Annotated in this window: 24 protein-coding genes and 1 tRNA gene; 10 read left to right on the forward strand and 15 right to left on the reverse strand. The window is 61.0% G+C overall.

The genetic code is table 11. From position 1 onward, the window contains the following. Positions 1–275 precede the first annotated feature (275 nt). From DFP89_RS15735 to DFP89_RS15775, 9 genes are all read right to left on the reverse strand, one after another. Positions 276–1,376, reverse strand: a complete 1,101-nt coding sequence (locus DFP89_RS15735) for a hypothetical protein (RefSeq protein ID WP_147273329.1) — start codon at positions 1,374–1,376, stop codon at positions 276–278. After that, positions 1,373–2,761 (reverse strand): hypothetical protein, encoded by a 1,389-nt coding sequence (locus tag DFP89_RS15740; protein WP_147273330.1) that lies wholly within the window; start codon positions 2,759–2,761, stop codon positions 1,373–1,375. The genes DFP89_RS15735 and DFP89_RS15740 overlap by 4 nt, the downstream gene beginning before the upstream one ends. Further along, positions 2,761–3,660: a DUF4123 domain-containing protein gene (locus DFP89_RS15745; RefSeq protein ID WP_181870363.1), complete on the reverse strand. Its 900-nt coding sequence runs from the start codon at positions 3,658–3,660 to the stop codon at positions 2,761–2,763. The genes DFP89_RS15740 and DFP89_RS15745 overlap by 1 nt, the downstream gene beginning before the upstream one ends. A gap of 1,316 nt (positions 3,661–4,976) precedes the next feature. Next, on the reverse strand, positions 4,977–5,297 hold the full coding sequence (locus DFP89_RS21195; RefSeq protein ID WP_425452670.1) for a PAAR domain-containing protein: 321 nt from the start codon (positions 5,295–5,297) through the stop codon (positions 4,977–4,979). Between the two features lie 72 nt (positions 5,298–5,369). Beyond that, positions 5,370–6,176, reverse strand: a complete 807-nt coding sequence (locus tag DFP89_RS15755) for a hypothetical protein (RefSeq protein WP_114350348.1) — start codon at positions 6,174–6,176, stop codon at positions 5,370–5,372. Beyond that, positions 6,173–7,186: a type VI immunity family protein gene (locus DFP89_RS15760; protein WP_114350349.1), complete on the reverse strand. Its 1,014-nt coding sequence runs from the start codon at positions 7,184–7,186 to the stop codon at positions 6,173–6,175. The genes DFP89_RS15755 and DFP89_RS15760 overlap by 4 nt, the downstream gene beginning before the upstream one ends. After that, the gene (locus tag DFP89_RS15765) at positions 7,183–7,641 is read right to left on the reverse strand and encodes a hypothetical protein (RefSeq protein WP_147273331.1); all 459 of its coding nucleotides are present in this window, start codon (positions 7,639–7,641) and stop codon (positions 7,183–7,185) included. The genes DFP89_RS15760 and DFP89_RS15765 overlap by 4 nt, the downstream gene beginning before the upstream one ends. 312 nt (positions 7,642–7,953) lie before the next feature. Beyond that, the gene (locus DFP89_RS15770) at positions 7,954–8,958 is read right to left on the reverse strand and encodes a DUF4123 domain-containing protein (RefSeq protein WP_114350351.1); all 1,005 of its coding nucleotides are present in this window, start codon (positions 8,956–8,958) and stop codon (positions 7,954–7,956) included. 3 nt (positions 8,959–8,961) lie between these two features. Then, positions 8,962–11,358, reverse strand: coding sequence for a type VI secretion system Vgr family protein (locus tag DFP89_RS15775; RefSeq protein ID WP_114350393.1), 2,397 nt, complete (start codon positions 11,356–11,358; stop codon positions 8,962–8,964). A 273-nt stretch (positions 11,359–11,631) separates the two neighbouring features. Here DFP89_RS15775 and DFP89_RS15780 point away from each other — a divergent pair, with 273 nt between their 5' ends. The 3 genes from DFP89_RS15780 (at position 11,632) to DFP89_RS15790 (ending at position 13,714) form a co-directional block, all read left to right on the forward strand. Beyond that, complete coding sequence (locus tag DFP89_RS15780; RefSeq protein WP_114350352.1) at positions 11,632–11,895, forward strand: antitoxin; 264 nt, start codon at positions 11,632–11,634, stop codon at positions 11,893–11,895. Beyond that, positions 11,892–12,293 (forward strand): type II toxin-antitoxin system VapC family toxin, encoded by a 402-nt coding sequence (locus DFP89_RS15785; RefSeq protein WP_220269854.1) that lies wholly within the window; start codon positions 11,892–11,894, stop codon positions 12,291–12,293. The genes DFP89_RS15780 and DFP89_RS15785 overlap by 4 nt, the downstream gene beginning before the upstream one ends. Positions 12,294–12,838: 545 nt before the next feature. Then, positions 12,839–13,714 carry a hypothetical protein gene (locus DFP89_RS15790; protein ID WP_147273332.1) on the forward strand — a complete coding sequence of 292 codons (876 nt, stop codon included), beginning with the start codon at positions 12,839–12,841 and terminating at the stop codon, positions 13,712–13,714. Between the two features lie 24 nt (positions 13,715–13,738). On the opposite strand, the gene DFP89_RS15795 is transcribed toward DFP89_RS15790, so the two are convergent. Beyond that, positions 13,739–15,250 carry a TniQ family protein gene (locus DFP89_RS15795; protein WP_114350354.1) on the reverse strand — a complete coding sequence of 504 codons (1,512 nt, stop codon included), beginning with the start codon at positions 15,248–15,250 and terminating at the stop codon, positions 13,739–13,741. A gap of 1 nt (position 15,251) precedes the next feature. Beyond that, the gene (locus DFP89_RS15800) at positions 15,252–16,187 is read right to left on the reverse strand and encodes a TniB family NTP-binding protein (RefSeq protein WP_114350355.1); all 936 of its coding nucleotides are present in this window, start codon (positions 16,185–16,187) and stop codon (positions 15,252–15,254) included. On the opposite strand from DFP89_RS15800, the gene DFP89_RS20840 reads away from it, so the two are divergent. Next, entirely contained in the window at positions 16,187–16,603 is a 417-nt protein-coding gene (locus DFP89_RS20840) for a hypothetical protein (protein WP_245948807.1), read from the forward strand. The genes DFP89_RS15800 and DFP89_RS20840 overlap by 1 nt on opposite strands. 42 nt (positions 16,604–16,645) lie before the next feature. After that, complete coding sequence (locus DFP89_RS20845) at positions 16,646–16,957, forward strand: P-loop NTPase family protein (protein WP_245948809.1); 312 nt, start codon at positions 16,646–16,648, stop codon at positions 16,955–16,957. A 189-nt stretch (positions 16,958–17,146) separates the two neighbouring features. On the opposite strand, the gene DFP89_RS15810 is transcribed toward DFP89_RS20845, so the two are convergent. From DFP89_RS15810 to leuB, 3 genes are all read right to left on the reverse strand, one after another. After that, positions 17,147–17,223: transfer RNA gene (locus tag DFP89_RS15810), tRNA-Pro, on the reverse strand. Between the two features lie 58 nt (positions 17,224–17,281). After that, complete coding sequence (locus tag DFP89_RS15815) at positions 17,282–18,235, reverse strand: DMT family transporter (RefSeq protein WP_114350356.1); 954 nt, start codon at positions 18,233–18,235, stop codon at positions 17,282–17,284. Positions 18,236–18,295: 60 nt separating this feature from the next. Next, positions 18,296–19,417, reverse strand: coding sequence for a 3-isopropylmalate dehydrogenase (leuB, locus tag DFP89_RS15820; protein ID WP_114350357.1), 1,122 nt, complete (start codon positions 19,415–19,417; stop codon positions 18,296–18,298). 166 nt (positions 19,418–19,583) lie between these two features. Here leuB and DFP89_RS15825 point away from each other — a divergent pair, with 166 nt between their 5' ends. Together DFP89_RS15825 and DFP89_RS15830 are read left to right on the forward strand one after the other, a co-directional pair. Beyond that, complete coding sequence (locus DFP89_RS15825; protein WP_114350358.1) at positions 19,584–19,985, forward strand: carbohydrate kinase family protein; 402 nt, start codon at positions 19,584–19,586, stop codon at positions 19,983–19,985. A 50-nt stretch (positions 19,986–20,035) separates the two neighbouring features. Next, on the forward strand, positions 20,036–20,854 hold the full coding sequence (locus tag DFP89_RS15830; RefSeq protein WP_114350359.1) for a uracil-DNA glycosylase: 819 nt from the start codon (positions 20,036–20,038) through the stop codon (positions 20,852–20,854). On the opposite strand, the gene DFP89_RS15835 is transcribed toward DFP89_RS15830, so the two are convergent. After that, complete coding sequence (locus DFP89_RS15835; RefSeq protein WP_245948810.1) at positions 20,851–21,648, reverse strand: protein-disulfide reductase DsbD domain-containing protein; 798 nt, start codon at positions 21,646–21,648, stop codon at positions 20,851–20,853. The genes DFP89_RS15830 and DFP89_RS15835 overlap by 4 nt on opposite strands. Before the next feature lie 112 nt (positions 21,649–21,760). Between DFP89_RS15835 and DFP89_RS15840 the strand changes: the two genes are divergently transcribed. The 3 genes from DFP89_RS15840 (at position 21,761) to DFP89_RS15850 (ending at position 25,191) form a co-directional block, all read left to right on the forward strand. Next, positions 21,761–22,333 (forward strand): YqgE/AlgH family protein, encoded by a 573-nt coding sequence (locus DFP89_RS15840; protein WP_114350360.1) that lies wholly within the window; start codon positions 21,761–21,763, stop codon positions 22,331–22,333. 147 nt (positions 22,334–22,480) lie between these two features. Further along, positions 22,481–24,172: an acyl-CoA dehydrogenase gene (locus DFP89_RS15845; protein ID WP_114350361.1), complete on the forward strand. Its 1,692-nt coding sequence runs from the start codon at positions 22,481–22,483 to the stop codon at positions 24,170–24,172. Next, positions 24,169–25,191 (forward strand): MBL fold metallo-hydrolase, encoded by a 1,023-nt coding sequence (locus DFP89_RS15850; protein ID WP_114350362.1) that lies wholly within the window; start codon positions 24,169–24,171, stop codon positions 25,189–25,191. Before DFP89_RS15845 ends, DFP89_RS15850 begins: the two co-directional genes overlap by 4 nt. The last annotated feature ends 17 nt before the right edge of the window (positions 25,192–25,208 follow it).

Raw genomic sequence — 25,208 nt, forward strand, 5'->3', positions numbered from 1 at the left:
TGCCAGAGGTCATCAGCGGGGTTGAGTTCCGCGACGGCGTCCGCCACATTCAAGCTGCCGCCTGATCAAGCGTCACCAACTTTCGAGCATATCTCTTCTGGCTATGATGCGAGAACGAGTCCTGACCCTAGAGGGGTCATTCGTTTCGCCCAACAAAGGCGAAGCATCACTACTACGAATACTTAGATTTCGCTGCGACATAGGCCAATCGGTTGCTCGTGGGAGCGGGGCATCGCGGCGAAATCGGTTCCTGACCGGTCGGCAACCGGTACGATCTATCGCAATGGTGCGACAGGCCCTGCATAATTGACCTTCTGCTCAAGCTCCTGCAGCAGCAAACAAAAATTTCGGCGTGTGTCAGCATCATTCCAATAATCATCACCGAGTCTCGACCAATCCAATTGCTCTAGGACACCCATATCCGTCACGATCTCACCATCGACCACGGGCGGGTAAAAATCACCGTAAAGACCATGAAAGATCCGCGCCGCCTGTTCTTGCGAATAATTGATTTTCTCTGGGAAAATGGCTTGCTGGTCATGACATGTCCGAACCAGTCGACTGAGACCGGCGCGGAAGAATTCGCGGACGTTCATTGAAAGCTTCAATCTCGATGGCGGTGCATTCGGCGCTGCTTCTGAGAACGGTATCACGGTCAACATGAGTAAGTTCCCGTTCGGCAGCCACCATTGGCCCAGATTTAAGGTCAGTGGAGTTCTGTTCAGGGCATCGGATTCATTCCTGATCTCTTCCCCTGCGTCGTGCAGAATTTGTCGCAATGCGACGCGCAAGTCGTCGGGGGCCTGAGGGTGGGCGATCAGTACGGTCCTGTCACAGTTGCCGCTTGCGCTATCACGCCGATCCTTCTCCAAAAATTCGAGCGGAATTCTATTATGATAACAAGATGCCATCTCTGCTGCGCGTGGTTCGACCGCCTGCAATCCGGCATAGATGCTGACGATGGCTTCGATATCGGCATCCGTTGCGCTGATATCGCCCGCAGTGCTGCCATCAACACGGGCAGCGTCGAAGTACATGAAGTCTAGGTCAATCTCATCTATGACGCCAAAGTTCATCCAGATCGTGCCACCTGAAGGGGTCCACGGAATGACGATGCTACTCTCGCCTCCGGCTTGCAGGGCCAACTGATAGGGGCCGTTGCCGTTCCATGATGCCAAAGGCGGCAGGGGCAGCCCCTGCATGTCGGGCGTGATGGGAATGTCGACCGCCATGGTCGAGCGCGTCATTGCGTCCCCCAACGGCTCGCCCGCTTGGATATCCAGCGTGAGAGGTTTGCTATCGCCCAGAGAACCTGCCATTGCAGCCAAAGATCCCATCATGAAAACCAAAACACTGGGCAGCGATTTTCCCGTCATCTTGGACCTGCGGCAGCGACCGCCTGAATTTCGGCATAGAGCAGGGGCTTCAGTTGAGGATGTCTGGACGCAGACACCCTGCCCAGATCCTCACCACCGCGCTTGAGAAATACAGGGTAAGAGGTATTGGTTCCTCCTTCGGGCCAAGTAAAATCCTCGTTCTCCGCACGAACGAAATGCCGGACCACATCCTTGAACCAGGGCGTGCGGACGTTCTGATCGGAGAAGTCGCCGCCAGTGAAGGGATACATAAACGGTTGCTTTTGGCTCTGAAGTGAAATTGACACCACGCCTGCCATAGTGATCGAAACATGCTCGATCCGGTAAGGCAGCGGCGTAGCGGAGAACAAGCCCCTGATACCGGAAAACATCGTGCCGGGACCGTAACGGTTTCCAGCCACTTTTTCCAGTGCATTCATAAACTTGCGGAACCTTGCATCACCACCACGACCGCCCAGATCAGAAAACGCGGCAGGTGGAATGCTGCTCTGGTTCAGGCGATACATAAAATCTTCAAGAATATTGCGCTGCTCGTGATCGATGATCGTCAGCGAGCGCTCAAAGTTATTTGCCGCGATTCCGCGAAGGCCATTTCGCAGATAGCCCCCTTCGGGTGAGCCGAAGGTGCCCTGACCGCTATAGACCTCATGCTCGTGGGCATATTTATCCTTCACGTAGTTTACGAAATGGTCGAAGCATTCGATGAACTCTTCAACCTTGCCGTCCCTGAAAAAATGAAACCGCTCTTCATGCATCTGGCAGAAATGCAGAACAGCACCCAGATCCATGTAGATGGCAAGATTTCCGTAGATCAGACGACGAAGGCCAACCAGCGTGTCTTGGTATGTAACCCCGTCGAACCAACCATCGCCGGTCAGTACCCAAGAACCGATCTCCTGCCAATCCACGAGATCGCCCGGCAATCCGTCATTCCTGATGCGCGTGCCATTTTCCAAGACGATATCGGCCGGCTCGTTCGGCGCCGCGGTGGTGCCCCACCCTTCCAGCGCATCGACCGCCGTATCCATGCCATAACCGATATGGGTCGATCCAAGCGCTGCACCGCCTGCGAATTTCAGGCGTTTTGCTTCGCCCGTTGGCTTCATGTAGATATTGGCATAGTCGGCCGAAATCGCCTTGTTTCGGCGTCGCTGAGCAGAAAAATTTTTAACCGTACAGGTATTTCCTGAACTGGTGCACATGTTCTTGACCCGCAGAACGCGCGACATGACCTGATCGTAAACTTTCTCGCACTGGCAGCGGTGGCATTCGAGCGGCTCAGTCTCACCAACCGCCTGTGAGGTCGAAAATCTGTTCGCCGCTCGCCCAGTCTCAACGGGTGCTTCGCGCAGAATGATGGCAAACTGGTCAAGAAATCTGAACACTATGAACTCGCTTTGAAAAAGTCATATGCTATGTCATGTATGCGGGCCAGTGTTGCCTGGGGAATTTCGTGGCGCAAAGGGCGCATGTCCAACCGCCGTTCCGCTGGCGCCCGCAAGAGCCACGAGGCGGCGACGTAGTCCGAGATGGTCCGTTCTGTTTTCAGCCCAAGCGTGTCACGCGCATGCACGGACAACTCCAACACAAAGCGCCGCTCAGATATTTCGCAGGGTAAGCTTCCATACGAGGATCGCATCCATATCAATACTCTGGTCACGAAATCATCCAGCCGCGCCACCTTTAGCGCGTAACGATCCATCGCATGCAGGCGAAATGGACTTTTCGATTTGAGGTCGCGCAACTTGTCGGGAAGGCTCCATATCAGAAACTCATCTGTCTCGGCCCCCCTCATCATCATAGGACCTGTGCGCAAGAGTCTTAAACGCATTTCTGTCGATCCATGTGACAGTAGGTATCGTGCATAAAGAGGATCCCAAAACCTCAGAAATACCTGCTTTCCACTTTCATCGTCGTAAAACTGGGTGATCTTGCGAAAGTTGGCGCGTACCCGCTCCAATGGCAGATCCGATCTGAGGATCAAGCCGCATTTGGCATCCCAAAGCCCGCTTCCGCGATCTCCTGCGGTGAATAGGCTGCGGGTGAAACGATCATTGTCAGCAATTTCGATTAGCCAAGGGGACGACGATGATGCGACCTCCGCCATCTGGCCATCGAAAAGGCATTGCGCTCTCGGTGTATGGTCTTCCAGCCGCTGAGCAAGATCGTCAACCCGCGCTGCATCAACCAATGCATAGCTATATGCCCACCGTTTTCCAAATATGTCGTCGCGCAACACATCCGGCACGGCTTTCTTTGGCCATACTCCAAACTGCTGACCCAAGGGCTGTACTGTTCGGGTCAGTAGTGTCAGCCTATCCTCAACATCGCGTGCATAACTCGCTGGGCTGGCGGGCAGTGCCCACGGATCTACAACAATGGGCTCGACTGACAAGTTAACTACCAAAGTTTAGTATTGGCCTGAACCGCAAGAACATGCTGGGCGATCATAGCGGCTGCCTGAAGAAGCAGCAACCTTTCCCTTGCTCGTGATGAAAGCGCCCTCGGGACATGCTCCGAGACGGCTGGTTACTTATTGGCGGAGCCATCTCGCTTCCCTGTTTCCATGAAATCGTCGCTCAGCCTTCCCCAACGAGAATCTGCCCTCTGTCAGCGGCTGCGGCACCGGGGTGAACCTGCACACTATGTTCGATAATGACGAATTTCTTTCCCGCGGCATCAACGCCTTAGCGTTGGAGGTAGGTTGTAGCATTTGAAAGGACAGGAATGCGCATGTCAGGACATCTCTTGTATATATCGCCGCCTTCGCCATCCTGGCCTTCTTCGGCCGTGCCTACGAGGATCTGTCGCCGGGGCTGGCGTTTCGGGATGCTGAGGGCCCCTTTTCTGTCGCGATCTTTTCAGTTCCGGGGTGGCGACGATGCTATGATCGCAGCTTAAGGATCTGCCTCACCCCACATCGCTACGCCTCGTATGCAGAGGAACGCGGAGCTTCGCGCGGACGAATTTCTGTGCCACACGTCGAACGACCGCTTCCGGGAACGCCGCCGCGCAGCATTCGCACATGGCGAATGTCTGCAAAGGGGCCGGTTTCGACGCTCAGAATGTCAAGTTGAGCAGACAAATATACTGTCAGTCACGCACTTTGCACAGGCTAGCGAAAGCGTCGGGGGCCCATCTGTCTAGCCAGAAGCTCCGCCTTCGTGAAACAAAAGGCAAACCTTCCTGAAACGCCAAATCGGGTGTGAAATTTCACGAAGTCTTGCTTTGTTCATGTAACGAATCATGAACGATTGCTGGGTCTCGCGCCAGTAATTTTTTGACGATTGCCTTTCGTTTCATCCAATGCTGTGCGGACTGAGAAACGCAAGTCCTATAGCCATTGCCCGTTTCGGACGCTTGAAGTCAGGAAATATTGAATTCTTCTCTTTATCTGGGTTGCTCTCCGATCAAATCGGCCAGATCGTCATAGTCGAATTGCTCCCGCGGGGAATCGGATATTTGGCGCGACATCCTGCGCCCGTCAGTGCGAGCCAGTGTCATGCTCGATGAAGCTCCCGCAGCAGTTTATCTTTACGATCAGTCAACTGCCGGCGCTCTCGCTCCAAAAGGCAAAGTACCCTGATGACACAAATGCGATCAGTCGGATCTAAGTGCCGGAACGCCCATCGCGATCTTTCCGCTATGCGCGGTTTGATCACCCACTCGCATGACCCCACGCCCGTTGATCTTCACTACACTTGATCCCTTGACCATCGGGTCGGGCAGCGGGGGCGCTCCGGGGCAACCGCATTGCCCGCCTTCAACGGCAAGCGGAATGCCATTGAACCGGACGAGAAATTGACCGGGGTTCAGCACTGGGCCACCGCCATGGACAGGACAGGTATGGGCATGGCCGATAAGTGCGATTGGCTGGGGCATCGTGCCTCCTATTCGATCCAAATCGGATGCATTCAGCATTACCCATGGGTGCCGACCACCAATGCAGTAACGCAGCGACAAATCAGGTCCCGCCCCCTTCAAAGAGCGAACTTACCAACCCTCGCGCAGTTCAACCATCCAGCGTGTCACCGTCACCCTATACCGGAACTCAAGCGTACGCTCGAACAGTATCAGGATCAGCGCCGGATCGGATGGCGGCATCTCAATGGCGAGCTTCATGTCGGTCGGTCTTACTTCGGCCGCAGCTGGGTAAGGCGCAAGCGCCTCTTCAAGCCACACAAGCGGGTCAGCTTCCGGATCAAAGGCGGTCTCTCCCAACAAGGCGTTCAACAACTCAAACCTCGCCGCGACCTCTGCCCGCGCCTCTGGCCGAAGAGCGTGCGAAAGCTCGAGTTGCATATCGATTAGCCAGTCGATCGGATGTTCAGGCCACGAACTGCCATCGCCGGCACCACTTGATGTAAGACGGGAATTAAGCGCGCTTCTCGCGGCCTGAACCGCAGCACCAAGGGATTGTTGCAGCCGCTCCATCGATGCGTCGGCGAACCGCGCTGCGCGCAAGACGCCTGCAATTATGAAGGGGTCTTCTTCCTGCCCCAGAAAGATCGCCTGTTCGATAAGGTTGAAAATGGCGGCCAAATGCCAGTCTTCGGAAAATACCGCGCCCGGCAAGATCACTTCGATCTCATGGCGAGACTTGGCGGAAATCCTTACTTTGGGCGCATCCGCGGAAGCTGCAGCGTCCGCCAGAACAAGGCCAAGATCAGAAAGCGCTCTGCCCATCACGCCGTCCGCCAACAGATCCTTCGCTGGATGACGCTCTGCTGTCGCCAGCGTGATTTGGATCACATCAGCCGTGCCGGTCTCGAATACCACGGGAAATCCAGGGTTTCTCATTCAGCTTGTCCCTTCTTAAACCACCTTCGGTCATAGAACCGCCTGTCCCAGTCTACGCCTTCATTCTGCAGCGTGTTCACGAAGACCGGACGTGGGTACTTCCTGCTTGGTGTCACGTCACCAGGTGGCTGAAGTCGCGCCCCAAGTTCGAAATAAAGCGGCAAAAGCGCGTCATCGATGCCTGCCTCGCCGGTGATCGGTCGATCGCCGATCTGGAAAAGGACAGTTTCGTTGCCCTTCTCCCAGGTTATCTCGGAAGGAAGCCCATCGGTGATCGAGGTAACCCCGCCCATGCGGGACAAAAATGGCTCACCCACCAGGGTGAGCCAGTTCAGCCCCAGAATCCAGGTTCGGTTCGGATCGTCGTCCGAACCGTTAGCCCAGCCCCGCGAACTCAGATACTGCGTATCAATCGCCGGAAACTTGCGTGCTACCTCATACGTCCTGTAACCCTGCGAAGGACCGGTTCCGTGATGGTCTTGCGACAGGCACAAGCCATAACCGGCGAAGCCAGACCTTGTGGGGATCGCCAGCAGCGCCGCCTTAAGTTCATCTACATCCAGCGTGCCATCGTCAAGGGCGTCTACCGGTACGGTGGCGTCCAGCCAGCTGGTATCGGTAATACGAACCCTGAACGAGGTAGGACCCGCGTCGTGAATATCGTCTACCGTCTTGCCTGACTGAAATTCGAAGCCGACAAATGTGAAGTCCGGTGGCGGCACCGATGCTTTCAGATGTGCGAAAGGCGTCCAGTCCCCTTTCTGTATCGACTTTCGTCGTCGGATCAGTCCGGGCTCTTCCCAGAATTTCAACCGCTTGGCGTCACGACGCAGGATCGGTTCAAAAACTTCGAACAGCCTCTGGTACTCATCGACAAATTCGAACGGGTGCGCCTGATGGATCGACGACAAAAGGCCAAGCCGAAAGGCGGGGCGCGCCGTTTGGGACAACAGGATGCGACCGTGCTCTTCATGCGAACCGTTGAATATGGGATCGTTGATCCAACTCATGATAACGCTCCACCGCTTCGAATATTGGCAGGTCCGTCACAGCCGCATTCCGCCGAGTTCACCTGGTGTGGTCGCTGATCAGCCGCGTTGGAATCCTGAAGCGACTTCCGATACAGTTCCTCCTGACCCTCCTGCCACTGATCGCCATCAAACTTGAAATCATAGATGCTTTGCAACTGTCCATTGGCGCCCTCAACCGCAACGTCAGGGCGCACGCGATAAATATCGCCCGACAATTGTTGCCGCGCTTGCCGTATCTCTTGCACGATCTCTATGCCTGCACTTCCGATATCGTAGACGTCATAGGCGGTCGAAATGACGTTCAGTATGGGAACAAGCTTGATCCAGGATCGTGCGGCCGCGCGACCGGCTTTGGTGGCCATTATCCTTGCGCCGCGCCGGCGGATCTGGCTTTCAATATTGTCCAGATGCCGCCGGATCGTTTCCGGCGACACGGGTGTTCTCCTCCACCGTCTGGGCATATTGTCGTAACGAACATAACGTTGGCTGTTGACTTGGGGCTGACCGCCGCGGATCCGGGGGTCAGCGTTGTTCTGGATGGCCCCTCGGAGCCGTCCGTCCGTCTTGGCCCTGTCCTCGGCCACTTGGCTCTGGGTCTTTCCTCTATGGCGGCCTTCGCAAAACTCTTTGCGGACCTGGCACATAATTCTGCAGAGGGACATATATATTGGATCGCCCTGGCGGTGACGGGCAGGATTTGACGCTCCGTTACCGCAATTCTGTCGGCAGGTCGGGCAGGTCATCAGTTAGGTCTCCGCTCGATTGCAGGCTTGTTTGGCATAGTGGATCCGTGCGTCAGGAGGCTTTTCGAGGTCACAAAGCTCCTCGAGCGCCTCTGCAAATTGTGGCTTTGTTTCAAATCCAGCGCCCATCAGAAGATCAAGCGTAACAAAGGTATGCAGATCTTCCAGTTGACCGATTTCATACTGTTCGGCCCGAATGACGGCGGCGTGGACCTGCCGCTCAAGGGCTTCTAATGAGAGGGCTGACGTCTGCTTCAACTCGGCCGAAATCAGCCTTGCGGCACCTTCTCGATTTGCGGCAGCAATGGATTGCGCCTCTTGGATAGTCAGGTGCATCAAGCCACCCGGACGTCGATCACGCGTGGGGCCGGTCAGCGAGATAAGCGTATCAGCGAACCAGATATTTTCGGGCGAGCAAAGCAGCGCGGAGGCGGGCCCAAGAACGCGTGTCTGGTTGGCGGGGCTCAAAGCGAAGATGGATTGCGCAATAACATTGGCGTCAGCGTGCCGATAGAGGACGGCGATCTCATTCTCCGCAACGAATTGCTGTTCGTAGATGGTCAGCGCCGCTTTCGGGTACATCACCACATTGATGCCCCTGAGGTGCTTATAGAGAGCATCGGCTCCATCCGGGCATTGCCAGAACACGGCGGCCGGGCGGCCGGCAATAAGTGCCATGAGGGCGGGGATGGTGTCCTTTGGCGCGCGGCCGGTTATTTTTTCCGGGTGTTCGTCCAGCCAGACCATATGCGGGGCGGTGATGATCTGTTCGGGGTTGTTATCGCCGCGATCCAGATAGAGCGGGCGACTGACGAAATCGCCCATCAGCAATTCCTGCGGCAGGTTGTCGAATTGCGCGCCGTCCAGAACCGCGAAGACCGGCGCGGATTTGTGGTCAAGGGCCAGCAGAGCATCTTCGAGAGAGGTGGGGGCCTGCGGTTCCACTTTCAGCTCTGTGCGTGCGGGTTTGTTTGCCGCATCAAGCGACCAGGGATCGTCCTGCTGCATCCCCTACCTCACGAATGGCGTTGCGGATTTGGCCATGGCACGGAGGCATTTGCTGCCTTCACCGGGGCCGCCGGACTTGAAGTCGATGGCGTTGCCCTCGATCAGCACCTTCAGGCCACGGATGCGGACGCCCGACTTGTTGATCTCGACATAGCCGCCGGGTGCGGACAGCAGCAGTGTGTCGTTGGCCTTGATCTCCCAGACCTTCGACGTTCCCTCGAACTTCTCCTCGGACGAGATCTGGTAGAGCTTGCCCGAACTATGCGCCGCGCGCTGGCCGGTATGGGTGGTGTATTCCTCGCCCACATCGACGGTCTTGGTCTTGCCGACCTGCAGCCGCTGCTCGACCCCGATCTTGGTGAACTCCTTCTGTCCGACCATGGTGTTGCGCACCGATCCGACCATGGTGTTCTTGAACAATCCGATCTGCTCGGTCCGCGCCAGGCCGATCGTGTCGGCCTTGAACTTCTCGACCAGCGTGTTCATCACGCCTGAGACCGGCATGATCGCCGACAGCGCCGAGCCAAGCGTCGTGCCGGCGCCGACCTGCTCGGCCCCGGCGATGGCCCGGTTCTGGCCCGCGCCGTCAAAGGCCGAGATCAGCGGGCTCGATGCCATCTCGCCGCCGACGGTCGCGGCCACGACACCACCCAGAAAGGCCGGGATCGAGGGATCGCCCGCTTCGCCCGCGACATTCAGCGCGTCCTTGGTCGCCTGACCGGCGATCCCGGCAAGCGCCGCGAAGAGCCCCATCTTGCCGCCACCGACGGTCAGGTTCATCGAGCCGCCGATGCGTTCCTGATGATTGCTGCCGATCTCGATCGATTTGTTGCTGCCGACGCTTTCGATCTGGTCATTATCCACCCGCTTCATGCGGTTGTTCAGAACCTTCAGCGTCTGGTCCTTCTGGGCATGAATAGCGATATTCTCCTGCCCGACCTCATCCTCGAAGCTGATCTCATTGAAGCCCTCGCCTTGATGGGTCTTGGAGCGCCAGACGGCCTTGGTCTTGTGTTCGGGCAGCGGGTATGGCGCGTCGTTCTTGCCGTTGAATACGTTCCCCACGACGATGGGCTTGTCGGGATCACCTTCAAGGAACTCGACCAGTACCTCCATGCCGATGCGGGGGATGACCATGCCGCCCCATCCGGCGCCGGCCCAGTTCTGGCTGACCCGGCAGCGCATGGAATAGGCGTTCTGCAAATCCCAGTGGAAGCGCACCAGAATACGGCCGTATTCGTCGCAGTCGATCTCGCCCTCGCCCACGACCTCGGCGGTCTGCGGCCCCTGAACCACCGCCAGCGGGGTCCGCTTCGGCGGCGCCATCGGCGCGGTGTCGGGCATCAGCACATAGCTGCCGGTAAAGGCATAGCCGTCGCTGCCCTGCCCGCCGGAACCATAAGCCTCGCTCACGAAGTGATGGCTGGCCGAGAGGCACAGATAGGTCTCGCCGGTCCCCGGCACCCTGTCGCCCGACAGTGTCATCCGCATCCCGGCGCCGAGTGAGACACAGTCGCCTACCGCGCGGTTGCGCCGGTCGGCGCCGCGCTCCTGCTCGGTGCGCAGACCCGCGACCAACCGGCCGACATCCTGCGCCAGGTAGTCGCCCGGGTAGTCGAAGCTTTCGATCTGGCCTTGCGCGTATTGGGCATCGCCCAGACGATCCACTTCCATGGCCTGGCTGGGCTTCTTGAAGTTGTAATCGACCAGCCTGACCGCGCCGGTGGTTACATTGCGCTCAGGCGCCCAGTCCCAGAAATGCTCCTGCTCATATTGGTGATGGCCATCATAGCGCTTGAAGGGGCGCGGCCCGATCTCTTCATGGGCCAGAACGTCGTCGGTTAGGACCAGCGTGTGGCTGCCCATCGCGTGCCTGAAGTGGAAGCTGATCCCGTGTCGCTCCATCTGCCGGCGGGCGAAGTCCAGATCGGATTCGCGATATTGCACGGTGTATTCAAGCGTCGGGTAGTCCTTCGACAGACTTATCTCCAGCGCCGGATCGCCTAGGGACGCGTAATCCGACAGCAGCTCCTGCAGGATCTCGATCACGGTCTTGTTGTGAAAGATCCGCTGGTTGCGCCGTCGCCCGGCCAACCAGAACCATGGCCGCAGCGTCAGATCGTAACGATGCCCGTTCTCGCCCACACCCGCCCAACGTGCTGAGGTGACGATACCGTCAAAGGGCCGCATTTCCTCATGAGCCTCGATCTCAACAGTGGCATGGGTGCCGATCAGCGCGTCGAAATCCAGATCGTCCCGGGTGGCGAGGGCCTCGACGCGATATTCGAAGAGGTCATTCAGATGATCGCTGCCATCAAAACGTAGGAGGGACAGAACATCGGCCCCAAGCTCCGTGGTCAACCGACCCAACCGCTCGGTCTGGCTAAAGGGGGCGTTCACCAACCAGCCTCCAAAATCTTCAACTACGCATCAACCCCACGCTGATAGCATATTGCGCAAATCACCGCCAGCGACAGTTGGCTAGGGTCAGCAGAGTTCAACCTTGCATCCATTGGTCTCAGTTCCGGCGCTTTGGGTTGATGAGATGAGCGGGCCCCGGCCCGCTCCTCACAATACGGGTTGTAGGGACGGGGCTGGCGCCGGTGCAGATTGAAAATCTCCGCATGATGATGTATATGTCACTGCATATACATATGAACAGGAGGGGCGATCATGCCGCGACCGCAGTCATATTCAGAACCTCGTGAAGCCAAGCTCTTTCGTAACAACAAGAGCCAGGCTGTCCGAATTCCCGCAGACTTCGAGATGCCGGGGGATCGGGTGAACATCTATCGTGATGGGAACCGGCTTATCATCGAGCCGGTGCGCCGCAAGAACCTGCTTGAAGTGTTGGCTGGGCTAGGCCCACTCGGACCAGAGGATCAGTTTCCAGACGTGGACGAGACGCTTCTCCCGGCCAGGGAAGTCGACCTTTGACCCTCTACATGCTCGACACCAATATCGTCTCCGATCTGCTGCGACATCCTGACGGCAGCGTGGCAAAGCGCATTGCCGAGGTCGGCCCGGACGCAATCTGCGTGAGCATCATCACAGCCGCAGAGCTGCGATATGGGTGCGCCAGGAAAGGGTTTGCGAAACTCCTGGCGCATGTTGAAGCGATACTGGAAAGTGTGCAGATTCTGGCGCTCGATGTGCCTGCTGACGCGGAGTATGGCGGCATTCGTGCCGAGCTTGAGGCCGCTGGCAAGCCCATTGGTCCGAACGACCTGTTGATCGCGTCACATGCCTGCGCCGCAGGTGCAATCCTCGTGACTGACAACACGGACGAGTTTTCCCGCGTTCGCGGGCTGCGGGTTGAAAACTGGATCAGGTAGTCGATGAACCGGGGTTCGATCCATGAATCTGAACGCCGCTCAGGGAAGGGACACTTCCAGACCCCATCGACCCGAAACGCCGGATAGCCCAGAAAACAGATCATGAGCACCTTTTGCTGTCATCATTGGGCGCATTCCTGCGAATGCGTTATAGGAATGCGTCGTCCCCGCTCCGCCTTCGTTACCTCAATCAAGGCCGCGACATCGCGCTCAGCTCTAAGCACTGTCGGCAGCCCGCGCTTTCGCATATCACGGAGTAATCCCTGTCCAAATATCTGTGCAGCACACAGCTGATAGGGCGTGCCCGCAAAGCGGGACAGCGCAATAGCCATCAGGTCAACCTTTGCTTTCCGACGCCGCATTTGATCCCTACAATTGGCAACGGATTCCACCAACCAGCCTTCGCCGACTGGCGATAGCTCAAGCAATGGGAACAGCAGCAAATGGAAGTCATACGCTTCTGTCGGGACGGGGTGCTCCGTCGCTCCTTCAGTATCGGCAGCAGGCGTACTGACAACCGGATCTCGCGGCGGGTGCCTTTGAGGGTGTGGGAGAACGCCGTAGATCCTGATGTATTTCTGAAATCCTTGAGTTCTCATGTCATTTTTGAGGACGGGCTGACGGTTGGCGAACTGATGGCGAACCTTGCCCCTTGGGCCGACACGATGACCGGGGTGGCCGCCATGGATTTTCCGGCCTTCCTCGCCGAAACGAGGCGTCCGTCCGCCGAGCCGCTAGAGGAGATATCGCATGTCGCTTTGCGCTATCACGTCTCGATCCAACCCGTGCCCGCATTCGAAAAATGCGAACCGTTGCTCCGCAAGACCAATGACGGATTGGACGCAGCCACGCCCGGAAAGCGGCTGCGGACAGGTCGTTTACAGGTGGAGGCAGGTTGGGACAACCACGCCATCCTCAAGCCGGAACGACGGTATCTCTATGACGGAAGCGAAAGTATTTCGCTGAGTTTCTCACCGCTGTCAGACTGGCAGCACCTGCCGATCATGATCAAGATGACGGGTACATTGGTGGACGAAACTGCGTTGGCAGGCAGCGCCGCCTATCTTGGTACGAGGAAGGCTCTCACCCGCAAGGACCACCCCAACGTGAGCGCTCAGGTACTGTCTGACGGGCGGCGGGGCAATCATGAAATCCAGATCGATGCACCTCTGCCGACGTTCTTCGACAGTATCGTGCGTGGATTCCTGTGGGATGTCGGCTTTCATTATACCCCCAAAGAACGCGACCGATTCAGCGAGGATCTGCGCGACCAGGCCGAAAAGATCGACGCTGGCACCATTGCCGCCGACGAGGACAAGTATGATCGTCAGGATCGGGAAGAGTTCGAGGCAGGTTTGAAAATGCTTGAGCGACTTGAGGCGGTCGCGGCAAAGATCGGCCTTCCGATCCAAGAGCTATGATCAGATAGCCTTGAATGCCACCAATTAGGTATTCGCACTGGTTATGCTGCTATTAATACCAGCAGGCAGGACTCTGCGCCGAGTTAACTTTGCGGCTTCCAACAGCGGAGCAATATCCTGGTCCGCCACACAGAGCGCCGCCAACCCACGTCGCCGTCGATCAGGAATGAAGGTCACATCCGCACCTCGCGCGGCGAGTAGCAGTTGGGATGTCCGCGTCCGGTTTGCCCGCGCGATGGTGGTCAACGGGGTCCTGGCAGTCCTGCCGCCTGACCTCTGAACCTGCGCTGGACTACTCCACCGGTTCAGGAATGCATCCAACGTCTCAGGTCGAAACCCCACCATCCTGTCGTTGAACCGATAGTCGGGCACCAGCACCTCATCCGCCATCAAACCTCGCAGCACATCGACACTGACACGGAGATAGCGCGCGGCGTCCTGAGCATTGATCAAATCCTTCAGCCTCGGGGCGAGATCGGCGATCAGGGACGGATCGACCTCATCACTGGCACCGGCACGGATGCCGTGCTGGGCCATCAGCACTTGGGCGGTGATTTTCAAACCGATCCCGTGTTGCGTGCAGAGCGAACGCAAGGTAGTTGGCGGAGTGCCGCGTGTCCTGATGCCGAATACCTTCTCCTGATGGGTGAAGCGGAAGTTCTCGCCGACATATTCGGCAAGGACGGCGCAGATCGGCTGATAGGCAGGCTGATCCTTGCGGAAGTAGAATGGATTGAAGGCCCGACCGAACGCGTGGTGATAGTCGTTACCATATCGTCCCCGGCCAATATGCTGGCCCAAGAAATCCTTGATTGCCATGGGCCCCTGGATCAGCACGTCCGCCCCGATATGGCCGTGCTGGCTAAGTTCATCGGCAGATATGCCCTCCCAACTGGCCTGCGGCCCACGGGTGGCCAATGCGCCGAAGACCTCCGCTGTATGGACAACGACATCAAGCTGCACGCCATCGATCCAGCGCCCGGCAGATCGCCCATCGAGACGTTCGAGAATGTAGGCTTCGAGGGTGGTGGGTTGGTCTGCAATTGGTGGCGGTACTTGCGCCGCCACCAGTGCCGGGATCATCCGGGAGAGATCGGATTGCATCCTTGCCTTTTTCGGAGGCTTGACGGCCATCAGCCTGACACCATGCTCGCCACAGACATGGTTGGCATCGATCAACCAATCCGTCCGCCCGATGCAGATCGCCCACATATCGCCTGCTGCCAGCCCGGCGATGCAAATCGGGCAGAACCGATAGCGATCCGGCGTACATTGCACTTTGTTACCAGGATCGGCCCCTAATTGCAGGCGGCGCGGATTTCTGGCATCCATGGCGCCGTGGCGAAGCGCCTGTGGATTACAGCCGGTATATCTGGCAAGGCGTTCGATACTGTGCCGATCCCCCATCAGGAGGGCACGGAGGTCCAGATCGAAGAGATGGGTCAACTCTGGCAGCGAGGCCAGACCCGACAGCCGGGCGATGCGATAGCCGTAGGAAGCAATGGTTTCGCGGGGGTGCGGGGCGGAAAAGATCATCTTAGCGCCTCCCGCGTGGTTTTCTGCGGCCTCCCTTGGGCGGCGTCGGAGGCTCCGGGTCAAGAGGAGCCCTCCCGGTCGGTATGCTGCGGAAATCAGGCACCAGGAATGGATTTCGCGCTGATACGTCCCCGCTACGCTCAGCGTAAAAGCGGGCGAAATCCTTGAGGCCGACCGCTGCCTTTCCGTCGCCTAAAGCACGGGTGATCGCACCGATGATCAGTTCGACCACGATCCCGAATTGTTCGCGCCCTGCATGGATCAGGCGGGGGACGAATTCGACATCCGCCAAATCAGGCGCCAACGGCAGATCCGCGAGGCCAGCATAACCCGCCGTCAGGCCGCGAACCTCGTCGCAGGCATCGAACTCGGTCACCGGTAGAAAGCGGACGACAAAGAACCGCCTGGACAGCTGGGGATCCTGCATCAGCAGGTCGTTCAGTTCCAGCGTGCCACTGACGATCAGATTGACCGGCCAGTCGGGGATCTGCATCAGGCTTTTGAGCGCATTGATGACTGCGGCCTTCTCGGTTTCGGATCCTCGGCCGCCAAGCTCCTGGCCTTCATCGAGGTGGATCAGCCAGCATTTGCGCAATCGCAGATGGTGGTGGACCAGCTCCCACATGCGTGAGGCTGTTGTGTCCCGCAGGATCGGGAAACTCAGTGCTTGCAGAATGCCCCGGGCGAGATCCTTCTGGGTGGCCGGAGTCGGGACGCGGATCGATATCCACCGCAACTCGCCCGATTCGGTGTGGGGTAAGTCCATCCGGCGCAGGATCCGCTGAACGGTGGTGGTTTTGCCGCTGCCGGATTCGCCGATCACGGCGATGCCACGCCCCTCCGACGACAGGCCAAGGCTTAACTCAGCCTGCCGCTTGTCCATCAACTCGCGGAACAGCCGCAGGGTGGTATCGTAGCCCGGATGCCTTTGCCGCAATGGCGGTGCTGCGCGACGGCTCACCGCTGGTCGATAAGAGAGGTATCCGGGCGGGGCGCGGGGGCCAGGCCACTGGCCTCGACGCAGCGTTGGCGGGCGTCGAAGCGCTGATGGCGCTATTTAAGAACGAACGGGATCCGAGTTGCGCCGAAGTGTTAGCGGTCGTGGCCGAGCACCGGCTGTTCCCGATCCCCGACCAGCTTCGGCCTTGTTTGCCTGACAAAAGTCCCGTGGACCAGGACATGGCCGACATCCTTGCCGATCTTGGTCGCTCATTTGACGAGCTGGATCTGACCACGCCCGAGGGCACACCACCCACCGAAACCACCATCACCGAGGCCTGGACGCAGGCGCTTAAGGCCCCGTTTTCCCAGGTGGCGCGCTACCTCGCCTATGTCGAAGACCGCAGCGCCTAAGGCACCCACCAAGGAGTCAAGGGGCTCGAATTTCCCCGGGTCATGGTGATCGCCGACGACGTCCATACACGCTTCAAAGGCCTTGCCTCGTATGAGACGCTGTTTGGCGTGAAGCACCTGAGCAACGACTCTCAGAAAAAAGCGAGTAAGGGTGAGGAAACCACGATCGAGCGCACCCGCCGCTTACTCTATGTCACCTGTACTCGCGCAGAGGAGAGCCTCGCGCTTGTGCTCTATTCCGAGGCCCCTGAAACAATCCGCAGGTTTCTGATCTCCAACGGATGGATGGCCCAGGACGAGATCGTGATGGCTGCGACCGACGGGACCTATCAGGAAGCTGCACTGCAGCGCTGAACTAGTTCAGTAATGACAGCTTTTGGCCGTTCTCGACTACCTTATGAGCCTTCTGAAGTGGGTGATGGCCGCTCAGAACCACCGGAGGTCATAGCCACGCAAGTTCAGGCGAGTGGGTGTGCGCCGCCGCGCGACAGGCGGCCTGACGACACAAAAGACAAACCTTCCTGAAACGCGATATCGGGGAAATGGTCGGAGCGAGAGGATTCGAACCTCCGACCCCCTGCTCCCGAAGCAGGTGCGCTACCAGGCTGCGCTACGCTCCGACCGTGAGGGGGCAGGTAGCCCGTGGGCTGGCGGAATGCAAGGGGGAATCTTGCAGCTTCAATCCCGGTCGCGCAGCAGCCGCTGAAGCAGGCTCCAGCGCGGGGCGGTGACCGGCTCGGCGCTCAGCCGCGATCCCGTCACCGGGCGCGTCCGCGACGTCCCCAGCCGCTCACGCATCAGGATGTAAAGCCCCGAGGCGACGATCAGCCCCGCACCCAGCACCGTCGCGCCGTCGGGATGTTCGTCGAACAGGAACCAGCCATAGCCCACCGCCCACAGGATCTGCGAATATTGCATCGGCGCGACATTGGTCGCCTCGCCCGCCTGATAGGCCAGGATCAGCAGGAACCCCGCCACCAGCCCAAGGATCGCGATGACCCCGGTCAGCGCCAGATCGCCCAGCTCCATCGGGCGATAGGCCAAGCCCAGCGAGGCGCCGGTCACGATGAAGTTGCCGATCATCGGCCACAGGATCAGGATCACCGTGCGCTCGGACCGGCCCAGCTTGCGCACCGCGATGGCCGAGACCGCCCCCGCCGTCGCCCCCACCAGCGCCGCCAGATGCCCCAGACCGATCTGGGTCGCACCGGGGCGCAGCACCACCAGGACGCCGCACAGCCCGACGACCACGGCCAGTGCACGGTGAATGCCGACCTTTTCGCCCAGAAACGGCACCGACAATATGGTGACGATCATCGGGGCGGCGAACAGGATCGAATAGACCTGCGCCAGCGGCAGCGTCGAAAAGGCGTAGAACCCGCAGACCCCCGAGATCACGATGCAGGCCGAACGCAGCCCCACCCAGAACGGGTTGCGCGGGCGCAGCGTCGCCGGTGTCGGATCGCGCAACAGCAGGAGTGCAATGGGCGGAAATGACAGCAGCGCCGAAAAGAACAGCACCTGCAGGGCCGGATAGGTCTCGCCCAGCAGCTTGATGATGACATCATGGGTCGAATAAAGCCCCATGGACAGCAGGGCCAGCAGTGCGCCCTTGATATTGCCCGGCGTCATGGACCCCTCAACGCTTGAATGAAAGACCCGCGCCCGTCGGGGACGGACGCGGGCAAGCCATCACAGTTCGGACAGTGCCTTGACGATGTGATCGCCCATCTCGGCGGTCGAGACCGGCTTGCCGCCCTGCGGCCCCATCAGATCAGCGGTGCGCACGCCATCGGCCAGCACCTTTTCGACGGCACGCTCCAGCAGATCGGCCTCGGCGCCCAGATCGTAGCTATAGCGCAGCGCCATGGCGAAGCTGAGGATACAGGCGATCGGGTTGGCCTTGCCCTGCCCGGCAATGTCGGGGGCCGAGCCATGGACCGGCTCATACATGGCCTTGGGCCGGCCATTCGCCATCGGCGCACCAAGGCTGGCCGAGGGCAGCATGCCCAAGGACCCGGTCAGCATCGCGGCGGCGTCCGACAGCAGGTCGCCAAACAGGTTGTCGGTCACGATCACGTCAAACTGGCGCGGGTTGCGCACCAGCTGCATGGCGCCGTTATCGGCATACATATGCGACAGCTCGACGTCCGCGTATTCGTTGTCATGGACCCACTGGACTTCCTCGCGCCACAGGATGCCCGATTCCATCACATTGGCCTTTTCCATCGAGCAGACGCGATTGCCGCGCTTGCGCGCGAGCTCGAACGCGGCGCGGGCGACGCGGCGGATCTCGCCCGAGGTATAGCGTTGGGTGTTGATGCCGACGCGGCCGCCCTCGTTCTGGGGGTTATTGTCGTCGGAATGGATGCCGCGCGGCTCGCCGAAATAGACGCCCGAGGTCAGCTCACGCACGATCAGGATATCCAGACCCGCGACCACGTCACGTTTCAGCGAGGAAAAATCGGCCAGCGCATCAAAACATTGTGCGGGGCGCAGGTTGGCGAACAGGTCCATTTCCTTGCGCAGGCGCAGCAACCCGCGTTCGGGCTTCACGCTGAAATCGAGGTTGTCGTATTTCGGCCCGCCGACGGCGCCCAGCAGCACCGCATCGACCGATTGCGCGCGGGCCATGGTCTCGTCCGACAGGGGTTTGCCATGCTTGTCATAGGCTGCGCCGCCGACCAGATCCTCGCTGACATCGAAGGAAAGGCCGCGGTTCGTCTCGAACCAGCCGATCACCTTGCGGACCTCGGCCATGACCTCGGGACCGATGCCGTCGCCGGGCAGGATCAGCAGGGAATAAGTCGTCATCGCAGGCATCCTCATATGCTTATGACTGTCGCGAACCCGCCTAGCCTTGCAGTCCACCCACGTCAAGTTCACGGCGAATTGGGTTGCGCCGGCGTGGCGGATCGGGCGGGATAGGGATCGAATTCGACTGCCCAAAGCCATGCCCAAAGCCACAAGGGGCCAATCCATGAAGACTGTCGCAACTGTTGCCGGCGCCCTCGCCATGATGTCGGGGGCCGCGCTGGCGGGCGGAGGCGTGACCGTGCAGCTTCCCGATGTCTCGGGACTTTCCGAGGCCGAGGCGAAATCCCTGATCGCCGAACTGGCGCAGGTCAATGTCATCACCTCGAACTGCCCCGATTACGCCATATCGGACGGGGAATGGACGCTGATCACGGGCTCGGGCGACCGGCTGGCGGCGCGGCTGGGACTGGATGCGGCGGGATATGAGCGCACCTATTACGCCCCGGCCTTCAAGCTTCTGGACGATCCGGCGGCCTGCGACCGCGTCGGCCCGGCCGCCCGGCCGCTGATCGAGCGCCTGAAATCCATGGGCGGCGACACGGTGCCGCTGACGCAATCGCAATGACGCAGGACGGGCACCTTGCCCGCGCCCGCATCCGGCCCTAGCCTGCCGCCATGACCGCCGATCCGACTTACAGGGGATTCGCGCTGGATGCCGAGACGGCGCTGGCGCTTTTGCAATGGCAGGCCGAGATGGGCGCCGATGAGCCCTGTCTCGACGCCGCCATTGACCGCTATGACCTGCCCGACCGGGCCGAGATCGCCTCTGCGGCTAAGCCCGCCGCCCAGACCGCCGCCCCAAAGCCCCGCGACGAGGCCGAGGACCTGACCGCCCGCGCCGAGACCATGGCCGGCGCCGCCGCCAGCCTGACCGCTCTGGCCGAGGCGCAAGAGGCATTCGACGGCATCGAGCTGCGCAAGGGCGCGCGGAATTTCTGCTTTGCCGATGGCAATCCGGCGGCGCGGGTGATGATCGTGGGCGAGGCCCCGGGCGAGGAGGAGGACCGCGTCGGCCGCCCCTTTGTCGGCCGCGCCGGCCAGCTTCTGGACCGGATGTTCGACGCCATCGGCCTGTCGCGCATGGCGGTCGATGCCGAAAAGGCGCTTTATATCACGAATGTCCTGCCATGGCGGCCGCCGGGCAACCGCCGCCCGGAACCCGCCGAAATCGCCATGATGCTGCCATTCCTGCGCCGCCATGTCGAACTGGCGCAACCGGATCTGTTGGTCCTGATGGGCAATACGCCCTGCATCGCGCTGCTGAACCAGCAGGGCATCCTGAAGCTGCGCGGGACATGGGCCACGGCCTTTGGCCTGCCGGCGCTGCCGATGACGCATCCGGCCTATCTCTTGCGCACGCCTCTGGCCAAGCGCGAGGCATGGGCGGATCTTTTGTCGCTGTCGGCGCGGCTCGAGGGCGGCGGGGCGTCTTAATCGACCAGTTTGCAGCCGTGATATTCGACGGCGTCCTGCGGCCCGATCAGGGTCAGGCGGATGTCGCCGGGGTCCAGCGGAAAGGGCTTGCCCGAGGCGGCGACGAAATCGGCGGCGACGGCAAGCCGGCCATCAAGCTCTGCCGTCTCGGGGGCCGAGACCCAGATATCCTTGCTTTGATGCTCCATCGCGACCTGATCGCCGGCCGCGCGGCCGCTTTCGGGCAGCATGGCGGTGACCTGCATGCCGTCGGCAATCTCGGTGATGCGGCAGTCGGGATGGTCCTCCGAAGACCCCGGAACCCGCGCCAGCGCCGCCTCGATCCGGGGGTCGGGCGCAGGCTCGGCGGGACCGGCCTCAAGGCTGACCTGCACCGGCACGCAGATGTCCAGACAGATGCCCAGATCGACCACGGCGCGCGGCTCGACCGGCTGGCCCGGCGCGGCGGGGGCGATGCGGATCGGCAAGAGCATGCGGTCGTGATAGCCCAAGGTCCGCTCGCCGCCCGAGGAGATCACCTCGGGGCGCGGCCAGAACAGTTCGACCTCACCAAGGTTCCCGGCCGCCTGCCAGTCGAAATGCGGCGGAATGCCCGCATCGCCCGGGCTGCGCCAATAGGTCTTCCAGCCCGGCTCCAGCTCGACCGCAAGGGCGGTCATGCGGGCGCCGTCAGACGTGACCCAGCCGGGCAGCAGCCGCGCGGAAACCAGCCCCGGCGGCATCTCATCAGGGGCAATATCCTGCGCGAGGGCGGGCGCGGCGGTCAGCACAAACAGGGCAAGGGTCTTGATCATGCGGCCTTATTAGTCGCGAAGCTCCGCCTGCGTGAAGTCACAAACGCGGCAGTCCCTTGCGAAACGCGCCCGCAGGGTCAATCTTGAAGGCAAAAGCGGAACGGAGCAGATCATGGACAAGGCCGCCAACCTGACAGGCAAGATGCTGATCGCCATGCCCGGCATGCGCGACCCGCGCTTCGAACATTCGGTGATCCTGATCTGCGCCCATTCCGATGACGGCGCCATGGGGCTGGTGGTGAACCGCCCGCTGCCGGATCTGGATTTCTCGGACCTGTTGGCGCAGTTGAACATCGACGCCAGCGACGACCTGATCGACCTGCCGGTGCGCTTTGGCGGCCCGGTCGAGCCGGGGCGCGGCTTCGTGCTGCACCGGGTGCCGCGCGACATCCAGATCGCCGACAACCAGATGCGCATTGGCGACGATCTGGCGATTTCGACCACCCGCGACTTTCTGGTCGATTACGCCCATGGCCGCGGTCCGCAACCCGCCGTGCTGGCGCTTGGCTATGCCGGCTGGGGACCGGGGCAACTGGATTCCGAGATCCTCGACAATGGCTGGCTGACCGCGGATCGCGGCGATGAACTGATCTTTGGTCCCGACAATACCGGCAAATGGCGCGCGGCGCTGAATTCGCTGGGGATCAACCCCCTGATGCTGTCGCCCGATGCCGGACATGCCTGATCCGGACGGATCGGCATAAGGTTGCTCAGCGCCGAACTTGTTGGTTTTACGTCAGGTTGTTGTTGTCGCCGCGCCCTGCCCGAATATGCTTTCGTCAGGGAACAGCATTGCACCGCAGCCCAGACGCGGCGCCCAAGGGAGATTGCCATGGCCTATACCGCCCCGGTCGAGCAGATCGAATTCATCCTGAACGAAGTCGTCTCGTTCCCGCAGCTTGCCGGTACCGAAATCTTTGCCGAAGCCACCCCCGAGACCGTTTCCGCGATCCTGTCCGAGGCCGGAAAGCTGGCCAGCGAAGTGATCGCCCCGGTCAATCGCGCCGGCGATCTGACCCCCGCGCGGCTGGAAAACGGCAAGCTGCGCTCGAGCCCCGGCTATGCCGAGGCGTTTCGCGCGCTGGCCGAGGGCGGCTGGATCGGTGTTTCCGCGAATCCGGAATATGGCGGCATGGGCCTGCCGCAGGCGCTGAACATGGCGGTGATGGAGATGGTCGCCTCGGGCTGTCTGGCGCTGCAACTGAACCCGCTCTTGACTCAGGGCCAGATCGAGGCGCTGGAGCATCACGGCAGCGAGGAGTTGAAGGCGCTCTATCTGCCCAAGCTGATCTCGGGCGAGTGGTCGGGCACGATGAACCTGACCGAGCCGCAGGCCGGCTCGGATGTCGGCGCGCTGACCAGCAAGGCCGAACGCGCGGGTGACGGCACCTATCGCGTCACCGGGCAAAAGATCTTCATCACCTGGGGCGACAGCGACGTGACCGAGAACGTCTGCCATCTGGTGCTGGCACGCCTGCCCGATGGCGGCGCCGGCACGCGCGGCATCAGCCTGTTCATGGTGCCCAAGTTCATCCCCGACGAAGCCGGCAATCCGGGCGTCGCCAATGACCTGCGCGTGGTCAGCCTGGAACACAAGCTGGGCATCCATGGCAGCCCCACCTGCGTCATGAGCTTCGAGGGCGCGAAAGGCTGGCTCGTGGGCGAGGAACACAAGGGCATGGCCGCCATGTTCACGATGATGAACGCGGCCCGGCTTGGCGTCGGCGTCCAGGGCGTGGCGCAGGCCGAAGCCGCGCTGCAGGCCGCCACCAGCTACGCGGCCGAGCGCGTGCAGATGGGGCCGATCATCCGCCATCCCGACGTGCGCCGGATGCTGGCCGAATCGCGGGCCGAGGTCTTTGCCGCCCGCAGCATCTGTCTGGCCTGCGCCACCGCGCTGGACATGGCCCGCGCCACCGGATCCGAGGAATGGGCCGCGCGCGCCGCCCTGCTGACCCCGATCGCCAAGGCCTACGGCACCGATGTCGGCATCCGCGTCGCCGACACCGCCGTGCAGATCCATGGCGGCATGGGCTATATCGAGGAAACCGGCGCCGCCCAGTATCTGCGCGACGTGCGCATCACCGCGATCTATGAGGGCACGAACGGCATTCAGGCCATGGATCTGGTCGGGCGCAAGCTGGCCGATGGCGGCACCGCCGCCATGACCCTGCTGGACGAGATTCTGGACGGCGCCAAGGCCGCGCAGGCGTCCGAGCCCGAGCTGGCCCATCAGGTCTGGCAGGCCGCCGAGACCCTGCGCGAGGCCACGCTGGAACTGCTTGAACGCGACCTGCCCGAGCGTTTCTCGGGCGCGGTGCCCTATCTTTCGGCCTTTGCCCGGGTGCTGGGCGCGGCCTATCACGCGCTGGCGGCGATGCGGGGTGGCAATGCGGCGCTGGCGCGGGTCTATATCACCCGGATCCTGCCGCATTACGCCGGCGATCTGGCGGCGGCCCGCGCCGGGCTTGCCGATCTCGAGGCGCTGGATGACGCGGTTTTCGCGGGTCAGATGGCCGGGTGATCCGCAGCCATACCCATAGCCCTCCGCCCGAGGGCGAGGCGCTTGAAATCGCCCCGGGCGTGCTGTGGCTGCAGATGCCCCTGCCCTTCAAGCCCGATGCGGTGAATGTCTATGCCCTGCGCGACAGGGATGGCTGGACGGTCATCGATACCGGCCTTGACACAAGGCGCGGCCGCGCGCTGTGGCAGGATATCCTTGCCGGTCCGCTGGCGGGTGCGCCGGTCACGCGGCTGATCGCCACCCATCACCATATCGACCATATCGGGCTGGCCGGCTGGTTTCAGGACCGGGGCGCAGAGCTTTGGACCTCGCGCACGGCGTGGCTGATGGCGCGGATGGGGGCGCTCGATGTGCAGGAACGCCCGACCCCGCAGGCGCTGGCCTTCTGGCGGGCCGCCGGCATGCCCCCCGAGATGCTCGAGGAACGCAGCCATGAGCGGCCCTTCAACGCATCCGATGTCTGCGCGCCCCTGCCCCCCGGCTATCTCCGCCTGCAAGAGGGACAGGACATCGCCTTTGGCGAACGGCGCTGGCGGGTGCGGATGGGCCATGGCCATGCCCCCGAACATGTGACGCTGTGGTCCCTGGACGACGATCTGGTGATCGGCGGCGACCAGATGCTGGCCACGATCTCGCCCAATCTGGGCGTCTATCCGACCGAGCCGGGTGCCGATACGGTCGGCGACTGGCTGGAAAGCTGCCGGCGGCTGGCCGAATTCGCCCGGCCCGAACAACTGGTCCTGCCCGGCCACAAGCTGCCCTATCGCGGGTTGCCGACCCGGCTGCGCCAGCTTGAGACCAATCAAGGCGCCGCGCTTGAACGCATTCTGGCCGCCCTGCGCGAGGCCCCACGCAGCGCGGTCGGCTGTTTCGAGGTGCTGTATCGCCGCCATATCGGCAAGGCGGAATTCGGCCTCGCGCTGGCCGAGGCGGTCGGCCATATCAACCATTTGCACGCAACCGGCCGGGTGTGGCCCGCCGGCAAAACCCCCGAGGGTGCCGCGCTTTGGGGGGCGTGACACAGGCCCGGCCTTAG

Source organism: Paracoccus lutimaris, assembly GCF_003337565.1.
Lineage (GTDB): Bacteria > Pseudomonadota > Alphaproteobacteria > Rhodobacterales > Rhodobacteraceae > Paracoccus > Paracoccus lutimaris.